Origin of the sequence: Nonomuraea wenchangensis, from assembly GCF_900111685.1 — a bacterium.
Taxonomy (GTDB): Bacteria; Actinomycetota; Actinomycetes; order Streptosporangiales; family Streptosporangiaceae; genus Nonomuraea; species Nonomuraea wenchangensis.
This window is the reverse complement of sequence record NZ_FOHX01000017.1, coordinates 158,365-175,431: the sequence shown is the minus strand read 5'-3', so window position 1 is coordinate 175,431 and position 17,067 is coordinate 158,365. Positions and strand designations below refer to the sequence as shown.

13 protein-coding genes are annotated in these 17,067 nt (G+C 71.2%); 6 read left to right on the top strand and 7 right to left on the bottom strand.

The annotated features are described in order from the left end of the window. Positions 1-22: 22 nt before the first annotated feature. Together BMW85_RS37845 and BMW85_RS37835 are read right to left on the bottom strand one after the other, a co-directional pair. Positions 23-607: a hypothetical protein gene (locus BMW85_RS37845; protein WP_091091453.1), complete on the bottom strand. Its 585-nt coding sequence runs from the start codon at positions 605-607 to the stop codon at positions 23-25. 1,943 nt (positions 608-2,550) lie between these two features. Then, complete coding sequence (locus BMW85_RS37835) at positions 2,551-5,184, bottom strand: DEAD/DEAH box helicase (RefSeq protein ID WP_245775289.1); 2,634 nt, start codon at positions 5,182-5,184, stop codon at positions 2,551-2,553. Between the two features lie 409 nt (positions 5,185-5,593). Between BMW85_RS37835 and BMW85_RS37830 the strand changes: the two genes are divergently transcribed. The 4 genes from BMW85_RS37830 to BMW85_RS37815 all read left to right on the top strand — a co-directional run bounded on the left by BMW85_RS37830 (position 5,594) and on the right by BMW85_RS37815 (position 10,792). Beyond that, complete coding sequence (locus BMW85_RS37830; protein WP_020542579.1) at positions 5,594-5,944, top strand: STAS domain-containing protein; 351 nt, start codon at positions 5,594-5,596, stop codon at positions 5,942-5,944. 1 nt (position 5,945) lies between these two features. Beyond that, a complete protein-coding gene (locus BMW85_RS37825; RefSeq protein WP_091091452.1) occupies positions 5,946-6,374 on the top strand; it encodes an ATP-binding protein in 429 nt (142 codons plus the stop codon). A gap of 1,305 nt (positions 6,375-7,679) precedes the next feature. Continuing rightward, positions 7,680-10,001, top strand: coding sequence for a sodium-translocating pyrophosphatase (locus BMW85_RS37820; RefSeq protein ID WP_091091449.1), 2,322 nt, complete (start codon positions 7,680-7,682; stop codon positions 9,999-10,001). Positions 10,002-10,312: 311 nt separating this feature from the next. After that, complete coding sequence (locus BMW85_RS37815; RefSeq protein ID WP_245775288.1) at positions 10,313-10,792, top strand: SixA phosphatase family protein; 480 nt, start codon at positions 10,313-10,315, stop codon at positions 10,790-10,792. Here the strand turns inward: BMW85_RS37815 and serB are convergent. The 4 genes from serB to BMW85_RS37795 all read right to left on the bottom strand — a co-directional run bounded on the left by serB (position 10,789) and on the right by BMW85_RS37795 (position 14,478). After that, positions 10,789-12,012 carry a phosphoserine phosphatase SerB gene (serB, locus tag BMW85_RS37810; RefSeq protein WP_091091445.1) on the bottom strand — a complete coding sequence of 408 codons (1,224 nt, stop codon included), beginning with the start codon at positions 12,010-12,012 and terminating at the stop codon, positions 10,789-10,791. The two genes, BMW85_RS37815 and serB, sit on opposite strands and share 4 nt — an antisense overlap. A gap of 93 nt (positions 12,013-12,105) precedes the next feature. Beyond that, complete coding sequence (locus BMW85_RS37805; protein WP_143082537.1) at positions 12,106-12,666, bottom strand: hypothetical protein; 561 nt, start codon at positions 12,664-12,666, stop codon at positions 12,106-12,108. A 127-nt stretch (positions 12,667-12,793) separates the two neighbouring features. After that, a complete protein-coding gene (locus BMW85_RS37800) occupies positions 12,794-13,804 on the bottom strand; it encodes an S-adenosylmethionine:tRNA ribosyltransferase-isomerase (RefSeq protein ID WP_091091440.1) in 1,011 nt (336 codons plus the stop codon). Continuing rightward, positions 13,801-14,478 carry an SDR family NAD(P)-dependent oxidoreductase gene (locus BMW85_RS37795; RefSeq protein ID WP_091091437.1) on the bottom strand — a complete coding sequence of 226 codons (678 nt, stop codon included), beginning with the start codon at positions 14,476-14,478 and terminating at the stop codon, positions 13,801-13,803. The genes BMW85_RS37800 and BMW85_RS37795 overlap by 4 nt, the downstream gene beginning before the upstream one ends. 122 nt (positions 14,479-14,600) lie before the next feature. Between BMW85_RS37795 and BMW85_RS37790 the strand changes: the two genes are divergently transcribed. Then, the gene (locus tag BMW85_RS37790; protein ID WP_245775287.1) at positions 14,601-15,719 is read left to right on the top strand and encodes a GAF domain-containing sensor histidine kinase; all 1,119 of its coding nucleotides are present in this window, start codon (positions 14,601-14,603) and stop codon (positions 15,717-15,719) included. Next, positions 15,716-16,339 carry a response regulator gene (locus tag BMW85_RS37785; RefSeq protein WP_091091433.1) on the top strand — a complete coding sequence of 208 codons (624 nt, stop codon included), beginning with the start codon at positions 15,716-15,718 and terminating at the stop codon, positions 16,337-16,339. The genes BMW85_RS37790 and BMW85_RS37785 overlap by 4 nt, the downstream gene beginning before the upstream one ends. A gap of 9 nt (positions 16,340-16,348) precedes the next feature. On the opposite strand, the gene BMW85_RS37780 is transcribed toward BMW85_RS37785, so the two are convergent. After that, positions 16,349-17,065, bottom strand: a complete 717-nt coding sequence (locus BMW85_RS37780) for an Rv1486c family protein (RefSeq protein WP_245775286.1) — start codon at positions 17,063-17,065, stop codon at positions 16,349-16,351. Positions 17,066-17,067: the final 2 nt, after the last annotated feature.

The window sequence follows — 17,067 nt, the reverse complement described above, 5'->3', positions numbered from 1 at the left end:
CCATGGTGTTCGGTGGACCCGCTCATGCGGCCGTGACGGCGGGAAGCGGCGCCTCCGGGCAGATCACCTCACCGTCGGACGGGCAGGTCGTCTCCGGGTCGTCGGTCACCGTTTCTGCACGTACGGGGCTCATGCAACTGCGCATGGGGCTGTACGTCGACGGGCCGTCCACCGGCTCGGTGAAAGTGGCCGGCGGGGGCTCCAACCAGACCATCTCCGGCACGTTCGACGCCGGCAGTGCCCCTAACGGGACCTTCACCGTGACCCTCAAGGGGGAGATCACCGGCACCAGGTACGACAGCAGCTCCTTCAAGCTGCGGCGGCCCGCCGAGACGCCGAGCAATGTGAGCGCCGATCTCCAGGGCACCACGAAGGTCGTCGTGACCTGGAGCAAGGGTGCTGAGCCCGATCTGCAGACGTACCAGGTGTCCAACACGCAGTCGGGGGTCGTGGGGCGGCTGGCGGCGGACAGCGCGTGCAGCGGTGGGTCGTGCAAGGCGGTGCTCGCGGTGCCGGCCAAGGCGGCGGGGCAGAAGGTGGGGTTCACGGTCAGGGCGTTCCGGAGCGACGGGGACGGCGGGTCGATCGGATCGGGCGAGTCGGGCACCGCCTACGTCAGCGTGCCCGCTCCGCCCGCCGCTCAGCCGAAGAAGGAAGTCAACAAGACACGGCAGGCGCCCAAGGTGTCCGAGAGGGTCGATCCGCTGCCGACTCTGCCCGCGAAGAAGCAGACTCAGCCGACACGCAAGGCGACGACTCACCGGCCCAAGGCGACGGCCAAGGTTCCCGCGATTCCTGACACGGATACGAAGGGCAATCTGCCTATTCCGACTGCTGATGAACGGCAGGGAGAAACTGACGGTCTGACGCCGTCAGGTGGGACCGGCGAGGATCGGAGTGATCGGGGCGAGGGGGGCACGGATGCCGCGTCCGTACAAGTGAACGGCGTGAAGGCGCAGTCGAGCGATTCTGCGTTAGGGGACGTCGGGCAGTACGGGCTGTATGTCGCGGGTGGGTTGCTTCTGCTGCTGCTCGGGGCGCATGCCGGAGCTTGGGCTCGGCGGCGGGCGTTGGCTGCCGAGGGAGGAAGGGGCGGGAGTTCGCGGGCACTGAGAACGGGGCTGGCGTCGATGGCGCGGGGGACTTCTGCTTCTCCGGCTTCTGCTTCTGCTTCTGCTTCGAGGGTGGCGGGGGGTGCCGGTGTTTCGTGGACCGGGACCGAGCCGGGACTTTCGGGGGCGGGGGCCGCGCGTGGTGAAGGGGGAGAAGGGGCGGCTGGGGTGACGCCTCGGCGTAGGCCGGCTGTGATCCTTGCGGTGGCGAAGACGCGGATGCCGTCGGGGTCGCAGACGGCTGATGGGCAGGCTTCGGCTTCCGGCGGAGCTTCCAGTAATGGTGATTCGTCGCCTTTGCCTGCTGGTTGGCAGGGGGCGGGTGCGGGCGGCGGGGCGGCGTTCGCGGATGGTGGTGGGCAGGGTTTGCGGCAAGTGTCTGCGGTGCCTGGGTTAGGGGCTGGCGGGGCGAGCATCGCTTCTGTCGCGGATGCTGCTCCTGTGCGAGGAGCGCTCCCGGCGGAGGGGGGTTCGGCGCATCTGGTTCCGCCGACGGTCGATCGTCCAGGTCAGCAAGGCTACGAGGGCGATCCGGGCTACAGAGGTGTGCAGGGTCAAGGGGATGGCGGTGACTTTAGCAAGGGGGGCCAGGGCTATGCCGGTGGCCAGGGCCGTGAAGGGGGCTCGGCTGATCACAGTGGACGTGGTGGGCGTGGTGGACGGCAGGAGCCGATGCGGATCGCGCTGCCCAGTTCGGCGGTGATCGAGGTGTCGGAGGCGGCCGTGGGGACGGCGCCGCGGCCGGCTGTGCGGATCGAGGAGCGCTGGGATGACTATCTGCCGCCTTCGCCCAGGTCCATGGAGGACAGTGGGTTCTGGGAGCGGCCGCAGCCCGGGGCGCGGGATTTCTGGGCGCCAGATGACGAGGGCGCTGAGGGCCGGACGAGTCGTGGCGTCGGGGGTGCCGGGACGATCGAAGCCGGTGGTGCTGGCGGGACCGGGACTGGCGGTTCTGGGGGTGCCGCTGTCGGCGGTACGGGGGATGCCGGGGCTGGCGGTTCGGGTGATGCCGGGACTGGCGGTTCGGGTGATGCCGGGATCGGCGGTTCGGGGACTGGCGGTTCTGGTGGGGCGGCTCTCGGCGGCTCGGGTGATGCCGGAACTAGTGGTTCGGGGGCTGTGACAGGCGATTCTGGTGATGCTGCCAGTGCTGTGACCGGTCGTTCTGGTAGTGCCGGTAGTGCTGTTACAGGCGGTTCCCGCGTTGGTGGGAGCGGTGTCGACGGTTCTGAGGTGGACAAGCCCGCTGGTGCTGGTGGCGCTGCTGGGGTGGATGGTTCTGGTGGTGTTGGTTCCTCCGCCTATGCAGGGCGGCGGCACAAGGGTGGTCTCAGTTAGGGATCTGGTTGGGCGGCGGGCACGGCGGTCCGAACCGCCGGAGGGGCCGTTGCGAGATGGCGCTCTGCCGAGATGGGCTCGCGGGTTCGGTCTTGCTGGGTCAGTCGGTGGCGAGCAGGGTGTTCAGGAGGCGGATGGCGCCCCGTTTGTCCAGGGGCTCGTTGCCGTTGCCGCACTTGGGTGACTGGATGCAGGACGGGCAACCGCGGTCGCACTCGCAGGAGGTGATCGCCTCGCGGGTGGCCGTCAGCCAGTCGTTCGCCCGGGCGTAGCCGCGTTCGGCGAATCCGGCGCCGCCCTCGTGGCCGTCGTACACGAAGACCGTCAGCAGGCCCGTGTCGGCGTGCAGCTCGGTGGAGACGCCGCCGATGTCCCAGCGGTCGCAGGTGGCGAACAGGGGGAGGAGGCCGATGGAGGCGTGTTCGGCGGCGTGGGCCGCGCCGCCGAGGTCGATGCCCGACTCCGCGAGGGGGGTCACGGCCGACGCCGGGAGGGTCCACCAGACGGCGCGGGTGCGGAGGGTGCGCGGTGGCAGGTCAAGGGGCTCGTCGCCGAGCATCTCGCCCGACTGGAAGCGCCTCTTGAGGTACGAGACCACCTGCCTGGTCACTTCGACCTCGCCGAAGTGCAGCGTGCCCTGTCCCAAGGGGTGGGAGCGCTGGGTGGAAAGGATGGAGATGTCGGTGATGTCGCGGGCGAACGTGGAGTAGTCGGGATTGGCGGCCGTGACCAGGGCCACGTCGGCGTCCAGGTCGAGTGCCTCCACGAGGAACGTCTCGCCCTGGTGGATGTAGACCGCGCCCGTGTGGACGGTGGTGTGGGCGGAGGGCTCGTCCACGCTGCCGAGGAGGCGGCCGGTGGTCGACTCCACGACGTGGATGAGGGATCCGCCGCCGCCGCGGATGTCGGCGAGGTCGGTGGGGCGTTCGCGCCTGGTCCAGAACCAGCCGGTCGGGCGGGCGCGGAGCATGCCCTGGCTCACCAGGTCGTCCAGGACGTCGGTGGTGGTCGGGCCGAAGATGGGCAGGTCGGCCTCGGTCAGCGGGATCTCGGCGGCTGCGGCGCACAGGTGGGGGCCCAGGACGTACGGGTTGTCGGGGTCCAGGACGATCGCCTCCACCGGCTGGCCGAACAGGGCCTGCGGGTGGTGGACGAGGTAGGTGTCCAGAGGGTCGTCTCTGGCGATCAGGACGGCCAGGGCGTCCTGGCCGTCGCGGCCCGCGCGGCCCGCCTGCTGCCAGAGGCTGGCCCTGGTGCCGGGCCAGCCGGCGATGAGGACGGCGTCGAGGCCGGAGACGTCGACGCCGAGTTCGAGGGCGTTGGTGGTGGCCAGGCCCATGATGGTGCCGTCGCGGAGCGCCTTCTCCAGGACGCGGCGGTCTTCGGCGAGGTAGCCGGCGCGGTAGGCGGCGATCTTGTCGGGGAGGTTGGACAGGTCGGAGATGTCGGGCAAGGCCCAGGACAAGGGGTTGTCGGGCGCGTTGCGGGATGGGGGACGGGCGGGGTCGCTTTCGGGAGCGCCGGTGGGAGCACTGCCGGGTCGCCCCTCGGCAAGGCCCTTGGCAGGGCCGTCGGCAGGGCCGTCGGCAGGGCCGTCGGTAGGGCCGTCGGTAGGGCCCTGGGCTGCGCCCTGAGCAGGGCGGTCGGCAGGGTCATCGGCAGAGCCGTGGGCAGGACCTTCGGCAGAGTCATTGGCCGGGCTGCTGCTGGGGCCCTCGCTGGGGCTGCGGCTGGGGCCGTGGTGGGGACTGTTGCAAGGGCCGTTGTTGGGGTCCTTGAGCTGGACGTGGTCGGGACCGCTGCTGGAGTCGTTGAGAAGGGCTTGGCCGAGGTCGTTGACTGGGGCGTGGTCAGGACCGTTGTGGGGGTCGTTGTCGATCGTGTTGTCGAGGGCCGGGTCAGGTGACCAGTGGATGGCCTGAGGGGGTGAGGTCGTGGTTGGCTTTGCGGCCTCTGGGCGGTGGGTGGCCGGGAGTGGGGTGCCCGTGTACGGCATCGAGAAGGCCACGTCGGCGAGCTTGGCGCGGGCGGTCAGTGCGACCGTCTCGGCGCCGCGCCGGGAGCGTACGAACGCCAAGGTGCGGACGTTGGCCAGCACGAGGTCGGCCAGCAGGTCGGCGGCCTCCGCCGTGGCCGTACGCCGCACCGGCGCCCCTCCCTCGCCCCGTAGCTCGGTCAGCGGCGGCTCCCACAGCGCGATGGTGGTGGAGCCCTTGGGAGAGGCGTCCACGGTCACCTCGTCCATCTCAAGCCCCGTCAGCCTCATCGCGAACGCCCCCGGCTCGCTCGCCGTCGCCGAGGCGAGCAGGAACGTCGGCGTCGAGCCGTACCGTGCGCACACCCGGCGGAGACGGCGCAGGATCTGGGCGACGTGGGAGCCGAACACGCCCCGGTAGCCATGGCACTCGTCCACGACGACCATGCGCAGCCGCCGGAAGAACGACATCCAGCTCGCGTGCCTGGGCAGGATGCTCCGGTGGAGCATGTCGGGATTGGTCAGGACGTAGTTGGCGTGTCGGCGTATCCAGGTGCGTTCCTCGAACGGCGTGTCGCCGTCGTACGTGGCCGCGCGCACCTGCGTGAGGTGCAGTTCGCGGAGCCCGCGCAGCTGGTCGGCGGCCAGGGCCTTGGTCGGCGTCAGGTAAAGCACCGTCCCGCCGTCGACACAGGACGCGACCGCCGGAGTCAGGTACGCCAAGGACTTCCCGGACGCCGTGCCCGTGGAGACGATCACGTTTCGGCCACGGAATGCCAGGTCGGCGGCCTCGTACTGGTGTGGCCAGAGGCCCGTGACTCCGCGGTTCGCCAAGCGCGTAACCAGCACGTCCGGCGCCCAATCGGGCCAACCGACTTGACCCGCCTGACGTGCTGGAACATGCTCCACATGGGTGACGCGCTCATGACGTGCGGGAACACCGAGCAGGTGGCGGAGGAGTGGACCTGCCTGTTCTGGGGAGGATGCGGAGGAAGTCACTGTTTCCAGTCTTGCATCAGTGGGCAAAGTCGCCGGGAATCGTGATTTCGTATAGACACAAGCCAGACGCGTGGTTGAATGCCGCGCGTCAGGGTCGGACAGTCTGGGGCCACGCTCCAGATTGCCAGGCCGGCAAGAGTACTTTCGCAGGCGAGGCGCTGGAGGATCTGTGGATCTGAAGTTGGATCACCACAACGAGGACCGACTCACCATCGTCGAGGTCGAGGGTGAGATCGATGTCTACACTGCGCCGAGATTGCGTGAGCTCCTCATCGACCTGGTGAACAAGGGCAACTTCCACCTTCTCGTCAACATGGAGAAGGTCGACTTCCTGGACTCGACGGGTCTTGGTGTCCTGGTCGGCGGGCTCAAGCGGGTCCGTGCGCACGACGGCTCCCTGGAACTGGTCTGCACCCAGGAGCGCATCCTGAAGATCTTCCGGATCACCGGCCTGACCAAGGTCTTCGGGATCTACGCTTCGGTCGACGAGGCCAAGGAAGCTCACGGCAAAGACAAGTAGCATGGCTACCGTCGAGCTGACGTTCAGCGCCCTCCCCGCGCACGTGCGCACCGCACGGCTGGTGGCCACGGCCATCGCCCGGCGCACAGGCGTGGAGGAGTCCCTGCTGGACGAGGTCAGGCTCGCCGTGGGTGAGGCATGCTCCCGGGCTGTGGAGGCGCACCGCGCCCACTGCCCGGGCGAGCCCATCCGCATCGAGCTCCGAGACGACTCCGGGCGGTTCGAGGTCACGGTCAGCGACCATGCCCCCAGCGACGAGATCCATCTGGAACAGCCGCTCGACCTGGGTACGCTGTCCGACTCGTTCATGACGGGCTTCGGCCTGGCGGTCATCACCGGGCTGGCCGACGATGTCGAGGTCTTTCCCACGGCCAAAGGGACCGACATCCGGATGAGCTGGCCCGCGACCAACGGGATTCCCGCATCGTGAGGGTTGCCGCCCTCCCATAAGTGCTTCGGGCGCCCTCCCCGGGCGCCTGACACCCCCTTTTTTCTTTTTGTGTTTTTACGGCAAGCCACCCCAGCCCCACCCGCCGACCCCCGCCGGGGGCCTCCAGGGTGACGCTCCTGACCCGCACGTGGCCGGCCGCCGTCACGGCGCCCCAATCCCGATCGCCGTGGCGAAGCGTTGACCGGCTTCTTCGCCCGGGCGCGGTGGCGCGTCCCGGTAGCCGGAGAATGCGTCTGACGGCCTCTGTAGCGCCTCTGACCGCCTGGCGACGGTTCTACGCCATCCAGTTACCCCCTGTGGCTGTGCGTGCCCCCTGCATGCCTTCAGCGCCCCGACCGCGATGGCGGGAGTGGGGGCGGGCAGGACCACGAGAGGGGGCGGGGGCGGACACGAGCACGGGGGGCACGGGGCGGGTGCGGGAGTGGGCACAGGCACCTGATGCGGGGTGGGTGGTCGGCCTGTGGGGCGTTTGCCCTTCCGGGCGTCTGGCCCGTCCGCGGGGTGTGCGGCTCCGTCCCTGGGGGCGTGTGCCCTTCCACGGGCGGTCTGGCCCGTCCGTGGGGCGTCTGGCCCACCCATGGGGCGCCCGTCCATAGGGCCTGGGCCCAGGTCGCATGAGAGTGCGGTCCGTTGGTCGCGGCGTGTGGCCTGTTCGGGATGCAGGTCGCAGTGTGCAGGTCGACAATGTGGCGGTTTGGTGCGGCACTCCGGTTTTGTGCGTTCCCCCTGATGATCCAAAAGGCTGGGTAAAGGCGTGCTTACCGTCCACCTGTGGGACGATCTGTTTGCTTTTGTGTGACCGCCTATTGAGGCGCGTAGCGTGGTCACCCAGGTTTCCATGATCCAGAAATTCGCCGCGCACCGCGTCGAACTGCCCCGCCTCCGGCGATGACGCCGCGAACCTGCGGGCGACCGGCGCTTCCGCCGAGCGGCACGGAGGGCATCGGACCGCCGCAGGACCGTCGGGCAAGCGTTCGATGGAGATTGGTTTCGGTCAGCCCATATCGTTTCCGTGTCATGACCTTAATCCCAGGGAAATTCTGCTTGTCAGGCCGCATACCGGGCTGCTGACCGGCTCTTACTGGACTCGCGGATAATTAGTGACCTTCGGAGCCTTCATATCCGTTCACTGCCTGCGTAGACTCCCGGCACCGGCCAAGGTGATCCGGCGGAACGCGGATTCAACCGGAAGCGGCACCCACAACCCGGATGGTGCCGCAACACCCGCCGAGGAGGGGGCGCAGCACCGCCCGGGCAGGACGACCGGTCTTGCCGAGGAGAACGATGAGCAGGCACATGCTGGCAGCGGAGCCAGCGTCAAATCTGGCCCTGAGCGGAAACAATCTCACCATCGTGGTCGTGGTCGCCGCGGTCGCGTTGATCGCGCTGGCCGTGGCAGGTGGTCTAGTGCGCGAGGTGCTGGGCGCGGGCCAAGGCACCGAACGTATGCAGAACATCGCCCGTGCCGTACAGGAAGGCGCCGCCGCCTATCTCGCGCGGCAGTTCCGCACGTTGGCGATCTTCGTCGTCGTGATCCCGTTCCTGTTGCTCTTGCTACCAGGGGAGACCGACGTCCGGATCGGGCGTTCGATCTTCTTCGTGGTCGGGGCGGTCTTCTCCGCGCTGACCGGGTTCATGGGCATGTGGCTGGCCGTGCGCGGGAACGTGCGCGTCGCCGCCGCGGCCAACGAGGCGGGCGAGAAGCGCGCCATGCGGATCGCGTTCCGTACCGGCGGCGTGGCCGGCATGTTCACCGTGGGCCTCGGCCTGCTGGGCGCGGCCGTGGTCGTGCTCCTCTACCAGGGTGACGCCCCGGGCGTGCTCGAAGGGTTCGGCTTCGGCGCGGCGCTGCTGGCGATGTTCATGCGAGTCGGCGGCGGCATCTTCACCAAGGCCGCCGACGTCGGCGCCGACCTGGTGGGCAAGGTCGAGCAGGGCATCCCCGAGGACGACCCGCGCAACGCGGCCACCATCGCCGACAACGTGGGCGACAACGTCGGCGACTGCGCCGGCATGGCGGCCGACCTGTTCGAGTCGTACGCGGTCATGCTGGTCGCCAGCCTCATCCTGGGCCGGGCGGCGTTCGGCGAGGAAGGGCTCGTCTTCCCGCTGATCGTGCCCATGATCGGCGTGATCACGGCGATCATCGGCATCTTCGTCACCGGCATGCGCGACCGCGACCGCAACGGCATGGCGGCCATCAACCGCAGCTTCTTCATCTCCGCCGCCATCTCGGCGGTGCTGGTGACGGCCGCCGCGTTCTGGTATCTGCCGGCCAGCTTCTCCGGCCTGACCGGCTCGCGCGTGGAGTCCGACGCCGACCCGCGGCTCATCGCGATCGGCGCGGTCCTCATCGGCCTGGTGCTGGCCAGCGCCATCCAGCTGCTGACCGGCTACTTCACCGAGACCACGCGCCGCCCCGTACGGGAGATCGGCGAGAGCTCGCGCACCGGCCCCGCCACCGTCATCCTGGCCGGCATCAGCGTCGGCCTGGAGTCGGCCGTCTACTCGGCGCTGATCATCGGCGGCGCGGTCTACGGCGCGTTCCTGCTGGGCTTCGGGAACGTGACGCTCGCGCTGTTCGCGGTGGCCCTGGCCGGCACCGGCCTGCTGACCACGGTCGGCGTCATCGTCTCCATGGACACCTTCGGCCCGGTCTCCGACAACGCCCAGGGCATCGCCGAGATGTCGGGCGACGTCGAGGGCGAGGGCGCCCGCGTGCTGACCAGCCTCGACGCGGTCGGCAACACCACGAAGGCGATCACCAAGGGCATCGCGATCGCCACGGCCGTCCTGGCGGCCACCGCGCTGTTCGGCGCCTTCCGCACGGCCGTGGAGGGCGAGCTCGCGCAGGCCGACACGGCGATCAAGGACGCGCTCGGCATCTTCCAGACCTTCAACCTCAGCATCGACAACCCCAACGTCCTGGTCGGCCTGATCATCGGCGCCGCGGTGGTGTTCCTGTTCTCCGGCCTGGCGATCATGGCCGTCGGACGGGCCGCGATGCGGGTGGTCTTCGAGGTGCGCGACCAGTTCCGCAACAACCCGGGCATCATGGACGGCACCCAGAAGCCCGAGTACGGCCGCGTCGTGGACATCTGCACCCGCGACTCGCTGCGCGAGCTGGCCACGCCCGGTCTGCTCGCGGTCATGACGCCGATCGCCGTCGGCTTCGCCCTCGGGTACGCGCCGCTGGGCGCGTTCCTCGCGGGCGCGATCGCCTGCGGCACGCTGATGGCGGTGTTCCTGGCCAACTCCGGTGGCGCCTGGGACAACGCGAAGAAGCTCGTCGAGGACGGGCACCACGGCGGCAAGGGCTCCGAGGCGCATGCCGCGACCGTCATCGGCGACACCGTCGGCGACCCGTTCAAGGACACCGCGGGCCCTGCCATCAACCCGCTGATCAAGGTGATGAACCTGGTGGCGCTGCTGGTGGCGCCCGCGGTGGTGCTGTACGCGGGCAACCCGGTGCTGCGGATCGGCGTCACGGTGGTGGCGGTGGCCGTGGTGGTGGCGGCCATCGTGGTCTCCAAGCGGCGCTCGGTGACGTCCGAGCCGGCCAGCGACAACGACAACCACCGGGAGGAGGAGCCGGTCGCGTCCTGACGCCGGCCGGCCGCCTGAGTCCCGCGGACGCCCGCTTCCCCTGGCCGGGGGAGCGGGCGTTCCGCTGTCCCGGGCGGCGTTTGCGGGAGCGGGCGGGGGAAGGGGGTGCCCAGGGGAACGGGAGGCGGGATGGGTGAGCGGTGGGGCAGGTGGTCGCGGCACCCCGGGTGCTCGATGGGACACTGTCCGCGTGGAGAGCGACAAGCAGCCGAACGGCGCCAAAACCCTCGGCTACATCCTGCTGGCCATGATCATCATTCTGGCCGTACTGATCGGGCTGTCCGTCTGGGCCTCGAGGACAGGGTGATCCGGTGCGGACGTTAATCGTGCTGAGGCATGCCAAGGCCGCCCACCTGCCGGGCCTGGCCGACCGGGAGCGGCCGCTGACCGGCCGCGGGGAGCGGGACGCCGCGCGGGCGGGCGAGGAGATCAGGGGGGCCGGGCTGAGGCCGGAGGCGGTGTTCTGCTCCCCGGCGGTCCGGACCAGGCGCACCGCCGAGCTGGCCTTCCCCGAGCTGGAGATCAGCTACGAGCGCGAGATCTACGAGGCGTACCCCGAGGAGCTGCTGGACGTGCTGCGCCGGGCCGACCCCGGCCTCGGCACGGTGGTGCTGTGCGGCCACAATCCGGGCGTGCACGAGCTGGCGCTGGGGCTGGCGGGCGGCGACTACGGCTTCCGCCCGGGAGCGTTCGCGGTGATCGAGCTCGGCGCGCCGTGGGCGGACCTCCATCTGGGGGAGGGCCGCCTGGTCGCCCGCTGGGACCCCCATTCCGGAGAGGAGGGCTCCTAGCGGGGGGTGAGGACGCCGTCCTCGGCGTCGGCGGCCTCCACCTCGTCGCGCGAGATGCCGAGCAGGTAGAGGATCGAGTCGAGGTAGGGCGTGTTGACCGCGGTGTCGGCGGCCTGCCGCACGACGGGCTTGGCGTTGAACGCGATGCCGAGCCCGGCCGTCGCGATCATGTCGAGGTCGTTGGCCCCGTCGCCGATGGCCACGGTCTGGGAGATGGGCAGGCCGGCGGCGGCGGCGAAGCGTTCGAGCGCCCGCGCCTTGCCGGGCCGGTCGACGATGTCGCCGACGACGCGGCCGGTCAGCCGCCCGTCCACGACTTCGAGGACGTTCGCCGCGGAGTAGTCGATGCCCAGCTCCTCGACCAGCGCGTCGGTGATCTGGGTGAAGCCGCCGCTGACGATGGCGAAGCGGTAGTCGAGCCGCTTGAGCGTGCGGACGAGGGTGCGGGCGCCGGGCGTCAGCACGACCTCCTTGCGCACCTCGGCGAACACCTCCTCGGGCAGCCCCTCCAGCAGCGCCACCCGCTTGCGCAGGGACTCGGAGAAGTCCAGCTCGCCGCGCATGGCCTGCTCGGTGACCCGGGCGACCTCGTCGAGGCAGCCGGCGTGGGCCGCGAGCAGCTCGATGACCTCGCCCTGGATGAGGGTGGAGTCGACGTCCATGACGATGAGCCGCTTGGCCCGGCGGGACAGGCCCGTGCGCTGCACGGCGACGTCCACCTCCTGGGCGGCGGCCTCGGCGGCCAGCTCGACGCGGAGCGCGGCCGGGTTGGCGCCGGAGACGGACAGCTCGATGCAGGTGACGGGCCACTGGGCGAGCCGCTCGATGCGGTCGATGTTGGCGCCGGCGGCGGCGATGCGGCCGGCGATGCCGGCGATCGCGGCGGGCTGCAGGGTGGCGCCGAGCACGCTGACGGAGAGCCGGCCGCGGCGGCGCTGCTCCTTGGCCGCCTGGGAGCCGGTGGAGAGCTCGACCTCCATGCCGAGGTCCTCGGCCACCCGCTCGACGGCGGTCCACAGGGCGCCGAGCGTCGTGCCGGTGCCGGTGGACGGTCCGCCCGAGTAGGCGACGAGCACGCCGAGCGTGAGCCGCCCGCGGATGACGACCTGCTCGATGTCGGCGACGCTCACCGGGAATCCGGACAGGACGGAGAAGAGGCGCGAGGTGACGCCGGGCCGGTCGGGGCCGGTCAGGGTGATCAGGAGGGTGCGCTGGTCCACATCCAGCCACGGTACTGCGCCCGGTCCGATGCTCGCGCAGCAGGCTCGCCATTCGGACGCGGGCGCATCAGCCGAAGCTGTTGACGCAGGTCGTCAGCGCACGACCGTGGTCTTCACGGTTTTCGCGAACAGGTAACCGGGCACCCCGAGCCGGTCGAGCTCGCGAAGGTCCATGTCCTCCATCCCCTGGTCGAGGTTGTAGGAGATGACGCCGAGAGTGGCCTTCTGAGAACCGCGAGTGCTCTTCTTGGTCTTTGCGTAGAAAGTAACCGAGAACGAACTTCCGACCGCGATGTCCTTATTGGCAAAGCAGAAGAAGCCGCGGGCGGTCAGCAGGATGCACTCCATCTTCTTGCCGCTGGTGGAGTAGCGGATGTTCCTGGGGTCGACGCCCTTGGGGAACGCGCCGCCGACATACCAGGCCTCCGCGGAGGCGAAGTGCGGGCCCACGTTGGTCGCGGAGATCTTGTACTTGATGTAGCTGCCGGCCTTGGCCTTCTTGGTGGCCGTCACCTTCACGGCGAAGGAGGAGTAGGGCTTGGCCGCCTTCGCGGACACCGTGCTGGTCGCGGCGGTGGAAGCCGTGGCGGAAACGGCCGCGGAAGCGGGAACAGCGGGAACGAGCAGAGCACCGGCCGCGAGCGTCGCCAGCATGCCCTTGGTAAGGGACTTGTGCATTACCTCTCCGGGTAAGGGAATTGGACTCGGGGCCGTGTAATACAACAAGCCCCCCGTAAATGCCCGCTGTGTATATCAGTTATTAAAATTTATGTAAAGCCGGTTACTTCAGTATCAGGTGCGTGTCGCCGAACTCGTGCCACAGATACCCCTCCCGCAACGCCGCCTCGTACGCCCCGGCCAGCGCCTTCTCGCCGGCGATGGCCGTCAGCATGAGCAGGTGGCTGGAGCGGGGCTCGTGCAGCCCGGTGAGCAGGCCGGTCACCGCCCGTACGCCCCGCTCGGGGGTCACCAGGTGCCGGGTCCACCCCGAGGCCGCCCGCACCCGGCCGTCCGCGCCCACGGCGCTCTCCAGGGCCCGTACGACGGTCGTCCCCGCCGCGACCACCCGGGTGCCGCTCTCGCGGGCCAGCTCGACCAGCCGCGCGGTCGCGGCCGGGACCTCGTACCGCTCCGCGTAGGGCGGCTCGTCCTTCTCCGGCGAGGCCACGCCCGTGTGCAGGGTGATCGGCGCGATCCCGACCCCGCGCGCCACCAGCGCCGTCACCAGGGCCTCGGTGAACGGCCGCGCGGCGCTCGGCATCTCGGCGCTGCCCGGCACCGTCGAGAACACCGTCTGGTACGCCTCGATCGGCCACTCGCCCACCACGTACGAGTAGCGGATTGGCACCCCGTACGCCCGCAGGTAAGCCTCCACGTCCCGGTCCAGCTCCGCCCGCCACAGCCGGGGCGTCTCGCGCCCGATCAGCCGCAGCGTGGCCCGGCCCGGCAGGGGCAGCCACTCGCCGGGCTCGCCCCCGGCGTAAGGCTCGCTCGCCCGGCCGGTACGCCGCCGCAGCTCGACCAGCCACGTCCCGTCCTCGCGGGCGGTCGAGAAGTGCACCGCCAGCCGGTCCAGCCGGACGGCCGCGGGCAGGGTCGCGGAGTTGTTGACCACGAGGAGGTCGCCGGGGCCGAGCAGGTCGGGCAGGTCGCGGAAGCGGCGGTGCTCGGGGGCCCGCTCGCCGTTCGAGACCAGCAGGCGTACGTCGTCGCGGGACCGGCCGCGCACCTCGGGCGGCTCCTGCGCCGACAGGCCGGGCGGCAGCTCGAAGTCGAGTGCGGGGGCGGTCATTGCAGGCTCACCCTGCCGCCGGCCGGGCGGGCGGAGACCAGGTCGTACAGCGCGGCGGCGACCTTGGCCGGGTCCGTGGCCCCTGCGGCCTCCTCGGCGCCGACGGCGTCGGCGAGCATGCGGGTGTTCATCTCGCCGGGATCGACCCACCAGACCCGTACGTCCGGCTCCTCGGCGGCCAGCACGTTGGACAGCTGCTCCAGCGCGGCCTTGCTCGCCCCGTAGCCGCCCCAGCCCTCGTAGGCGCCGGTGGCGGCGTCGGAGGTCACGTTCACGATCGCGCCGCGCGCCGCCCGCAGCGCCGGCAGCGTGGCCTGGACGAGGGCGAGCGGCGCGGTGACGTTCGTGGCCAGCAGCGCGCCGAACGCCTCCAGCGGGTAGTCCGCGAGCCGGGGCAGCGGCGTCGGCCCGAGGTCGCTGGCGTTGTTGACCAGCAGGTCCAGCGTGGGGGCCGCGTCGGCCAGCCGCCGTACGTGCGCGGGGTCGGCCACGTCGCCGGGGATCGCGGTGGCCCCCAGCTCGGCGGCGGCCCGTTCCAGGTCGGCCGCGCCGCGGGCGGTGAGCACGAGGCTCCAGCCCGCGGCGGCCAGGGCGCGGGCGAGGGCGAGGCCGAGCCCGCGCGAGGCTCCCGTGACGAGAGCGGTGCGGGTCCTGGTGGATGAGGTGTCCGTCATGCCTTCGACGCTAGGAACGCGACGCCCGGCGGGCATCGGGCCGAGGTCCGGCCCGATCTGGGCACTTCGACCTAGGACCCGGGGCGGCGGCGATGTCGGAGGCGGTCCCTAGAGTGGAGGCCGTGACGGCCGAACGAGACGAGATCCTGCAGGCGGTGAGCTCCGCCGTGCTCGCCGTCACCCGGCACCTGTCCGTGCGCGAGGTGCTGCAGGTGATCGTGCGCTCGGCGCAGCGCCTGCTCGACGCCCGTTACGCCGCGCTCGGCGTGCCCGACGAGGACGGCTCGTTCGCCGAGTTCGTCGCCGAGGGCCTGACCGACAAGCAGTGGGAGGCGATCGGGCCGCTGCCCCGCCAGCACGGCATGCTGGGCGCGATGCTGCGCGAGGGCGCCCCCGTACGCCTGCCCGACCTGCGCGAGGACCCGAGGTTCGAGTGGTGGCCGAAGGCGCACCCGATCATGAAGGACTTCCTCGGCGTCCCCATCCGGGACGGCGACGAGGTGCTCGGCATCATCTTCCTCGCCAACAAGCGCACGCCGGGCGCGGAGTTCACACAGGCCGACCAGGAGCTGCTGACGCTGTTCGCCGCGCACGCGGCGATCGCGCTGGCCAACGCCCGCCTCTACGAGAGCGGCCGCGAGCTCGCCATGCTGGAGGAGCGCAACCGCATGGCGAGGGAGCTGCACGACGCGGTCACGCAGAAGCTGTTCTCGCTGCGGCTGAGCGCCCAGGCGGCCGGCACGCTGCTGGAGAAGTCCCCGGGCAGGGCGGCGGCGGAGCTCGCGAACGTCCAGCGCCTGGCCGGCGAGGCCATGGCCGAGCTGCGCGCGGTCATCGTGGAGCTGCGCCCGGCCGAGCTCGACCGGCACGGGCTGGCCGAGACGCTGCGCAAGCACGTACGCCTCCTGGACCGGCTGCATCCGCCGGCCGTGTCGTTCGCCTGCGCCGAGCTGCCGCCACTGCGGCCGGAGACCGAGGTGGCGGTGCTGCGGGTGGCCCAGGAGGCGCTGCACAACGCGCTGCGGCACTCGGGAGCGGGCGAGATCGCCGTCCGCCTGACCTACGAGGACGGCACGCCGGCGTTGGAGGTGCGCGACGACGGCGCCGGCTTCGAGCCGGGGGAATCACGCGGACTCGGGCTGGTTTCCATGAGGGAAAGGGCCGAGGCGGTCGGCGGGGTGCTGACGGTCGAGTCGGCCCCGGGACGGGGGACGACGGTGCGCGTGGAGGTGAGCGGATGATCCGGGTGCTGATCGCCGACGATCATCCGGTGGTGCGGCAGGGGCTGCGGACGTTCCTGGACCTGCAGGACGACATCACGGTCGTCGGCGAGGCGGGCGACGGCGCGCGGGCCGTCGAGCTGGTCGAGCGGCTCGCCCCCGACGTGCTGCTGCTGGACCTCAAGATGCCGGTGCTGGACGGCCTCGGCGCGCTGGAGCGGCTGACGGGCGGGACGACCCGCGTGGTGGTGCTGACGTCCGTGAGCGAGCCCGGCGACGTGGGGCCGGCCATGCGGGCCGGCGCGGCCGGCTTCCTCTACAAGGACGTCGCTCCTGACGCCCTCGTCCAGGCGGTCCGTACGGTCCACGGCGGCCAGGTGCTGCTCGCCCCCGAGGCCGCCGAGGCGATGCTGTCCGGCGAGTCGTCGCCCGCGGGGCCGGACGCGCCGGTGCCGCTGACCGATCGCGAGCGCGAGGTGCTGCGGCTCATCGCGGCCGGCCGGTCCAACAAGGAGATCGCCAGGGCGCTCACGGTGGCGGAGAAGACGGTCAAGACGCACGTGTCGAACGTGCTGATGAAGCTGGGCGTCCAGGACCGCACCCAGGCCGCGCTGTACGCGGTCCGCCACGGCCTGGCCTGACCTTAAGGCTCAGGGGCTGCGCAGCGGCTCGAAGATGGCGTGGTGCGCGGCCACCAGGGCGCGGCGCACGGCCCGGTCGAGCTCGCGCAGCGCGGTCCCGCGCCGGGCGGCCTGCGCGGCGGTGAGCCCACGCTCGTCGGCGAGGCGGAGCACGGCGGCCAGCCGGGTGGCGAGGGTGCTGACGCGGTGGGCGCGGCCGGGATAGCCGGGGGCCAGCTCGCCGCCGTGGCGGCCCAGCTCGGGCCGGCCCTGGGCGGGCCCTTCCGCCGACGACAGCGCGTCGGTGGCCGCGCGCATGGCGTCGGACAGCTCCCGCTCGGCCTCCGCCAGCGACGGCAGGTCGTGCCGGACCGGGCCCGACTCGTGCACGCCCAGGCGGACGCCGACGTACGACGAGCCGCGCCGGTCGGGCGCGGGCACCAGACCGAGGTTGCGGTCGTCGAGCACGGCGATGGCGGCCTGCCCTGCGTCCACGGCGGCCGCGTTGAACGACGGCGGCCCCGACAGCCCGAGCGGGTCGCCGGGCGCGGGCAGGGCGAGGCGGAGCTCCCGCAGGCCGCTCGCGCGCAGATTCGCGAGGTAGGCGCGCAGCGGCACCTCGCCCGCGACGACGGGCCCACCGGCGGCTTCCACGTGGTCGGCCGCCTCGTCGAGGCCCACGTGACCGGCGAGCCACGCGTTGCCCCAGGCGACCAGGGACGGACAGACAGGTGATTCAGGGCGCACCG

What these genes read in the sequence shown, in the direction of transcription:
- BMW85_RS37785 (WP_091091433.1), top strand. Translation starts at nt 15,716, where the DNA reads ATGATCCGGGTGCTGATCGCCGACGATCATCCGGTGGTGCGGCAGGGG.
- BMW85_RS37805 (WP_143082537.1), bottom strand. Translation starts at nt 12,666, where the DNA reads ATGCTGGCGACGCTCGCGGCCGGTGCTCTGCTCGTTCCCGCTGTTCCC.
- BMW85_RS37800 (WP_091091440.1), bottom strand. Translation starts at nt 13,804, where the DNA reads ATGACCGCCCCCGCACTCGACTTCGAGCTGCCGCCCGGCCTGTCGGCG.
- BMW85_RS37820 (WP_091091449.1), top strand. Translation starts at nt 7,680, where the DNA reads ATGAGCAGGCACATGCTGGCAGCGGAGCCAGCGTCAAATCTGGCCCTG.
- BMW85_RS37795 (WP_091091437.1), bottom strand. Translation starts at nt 14,478, where the DNA reads ATGACGGACACCTCATCCACCAGGACCCGCACCGCTCTCGTCACGGGA.
- BMW85_RS37825 (WP_091091452.1), top strand. Translation starts at nt 5,946, where the DNA reads ATGGCTACCGTCGAGCTGACGTTCAGCGCCCTCCCCGCGCACGTGCGC.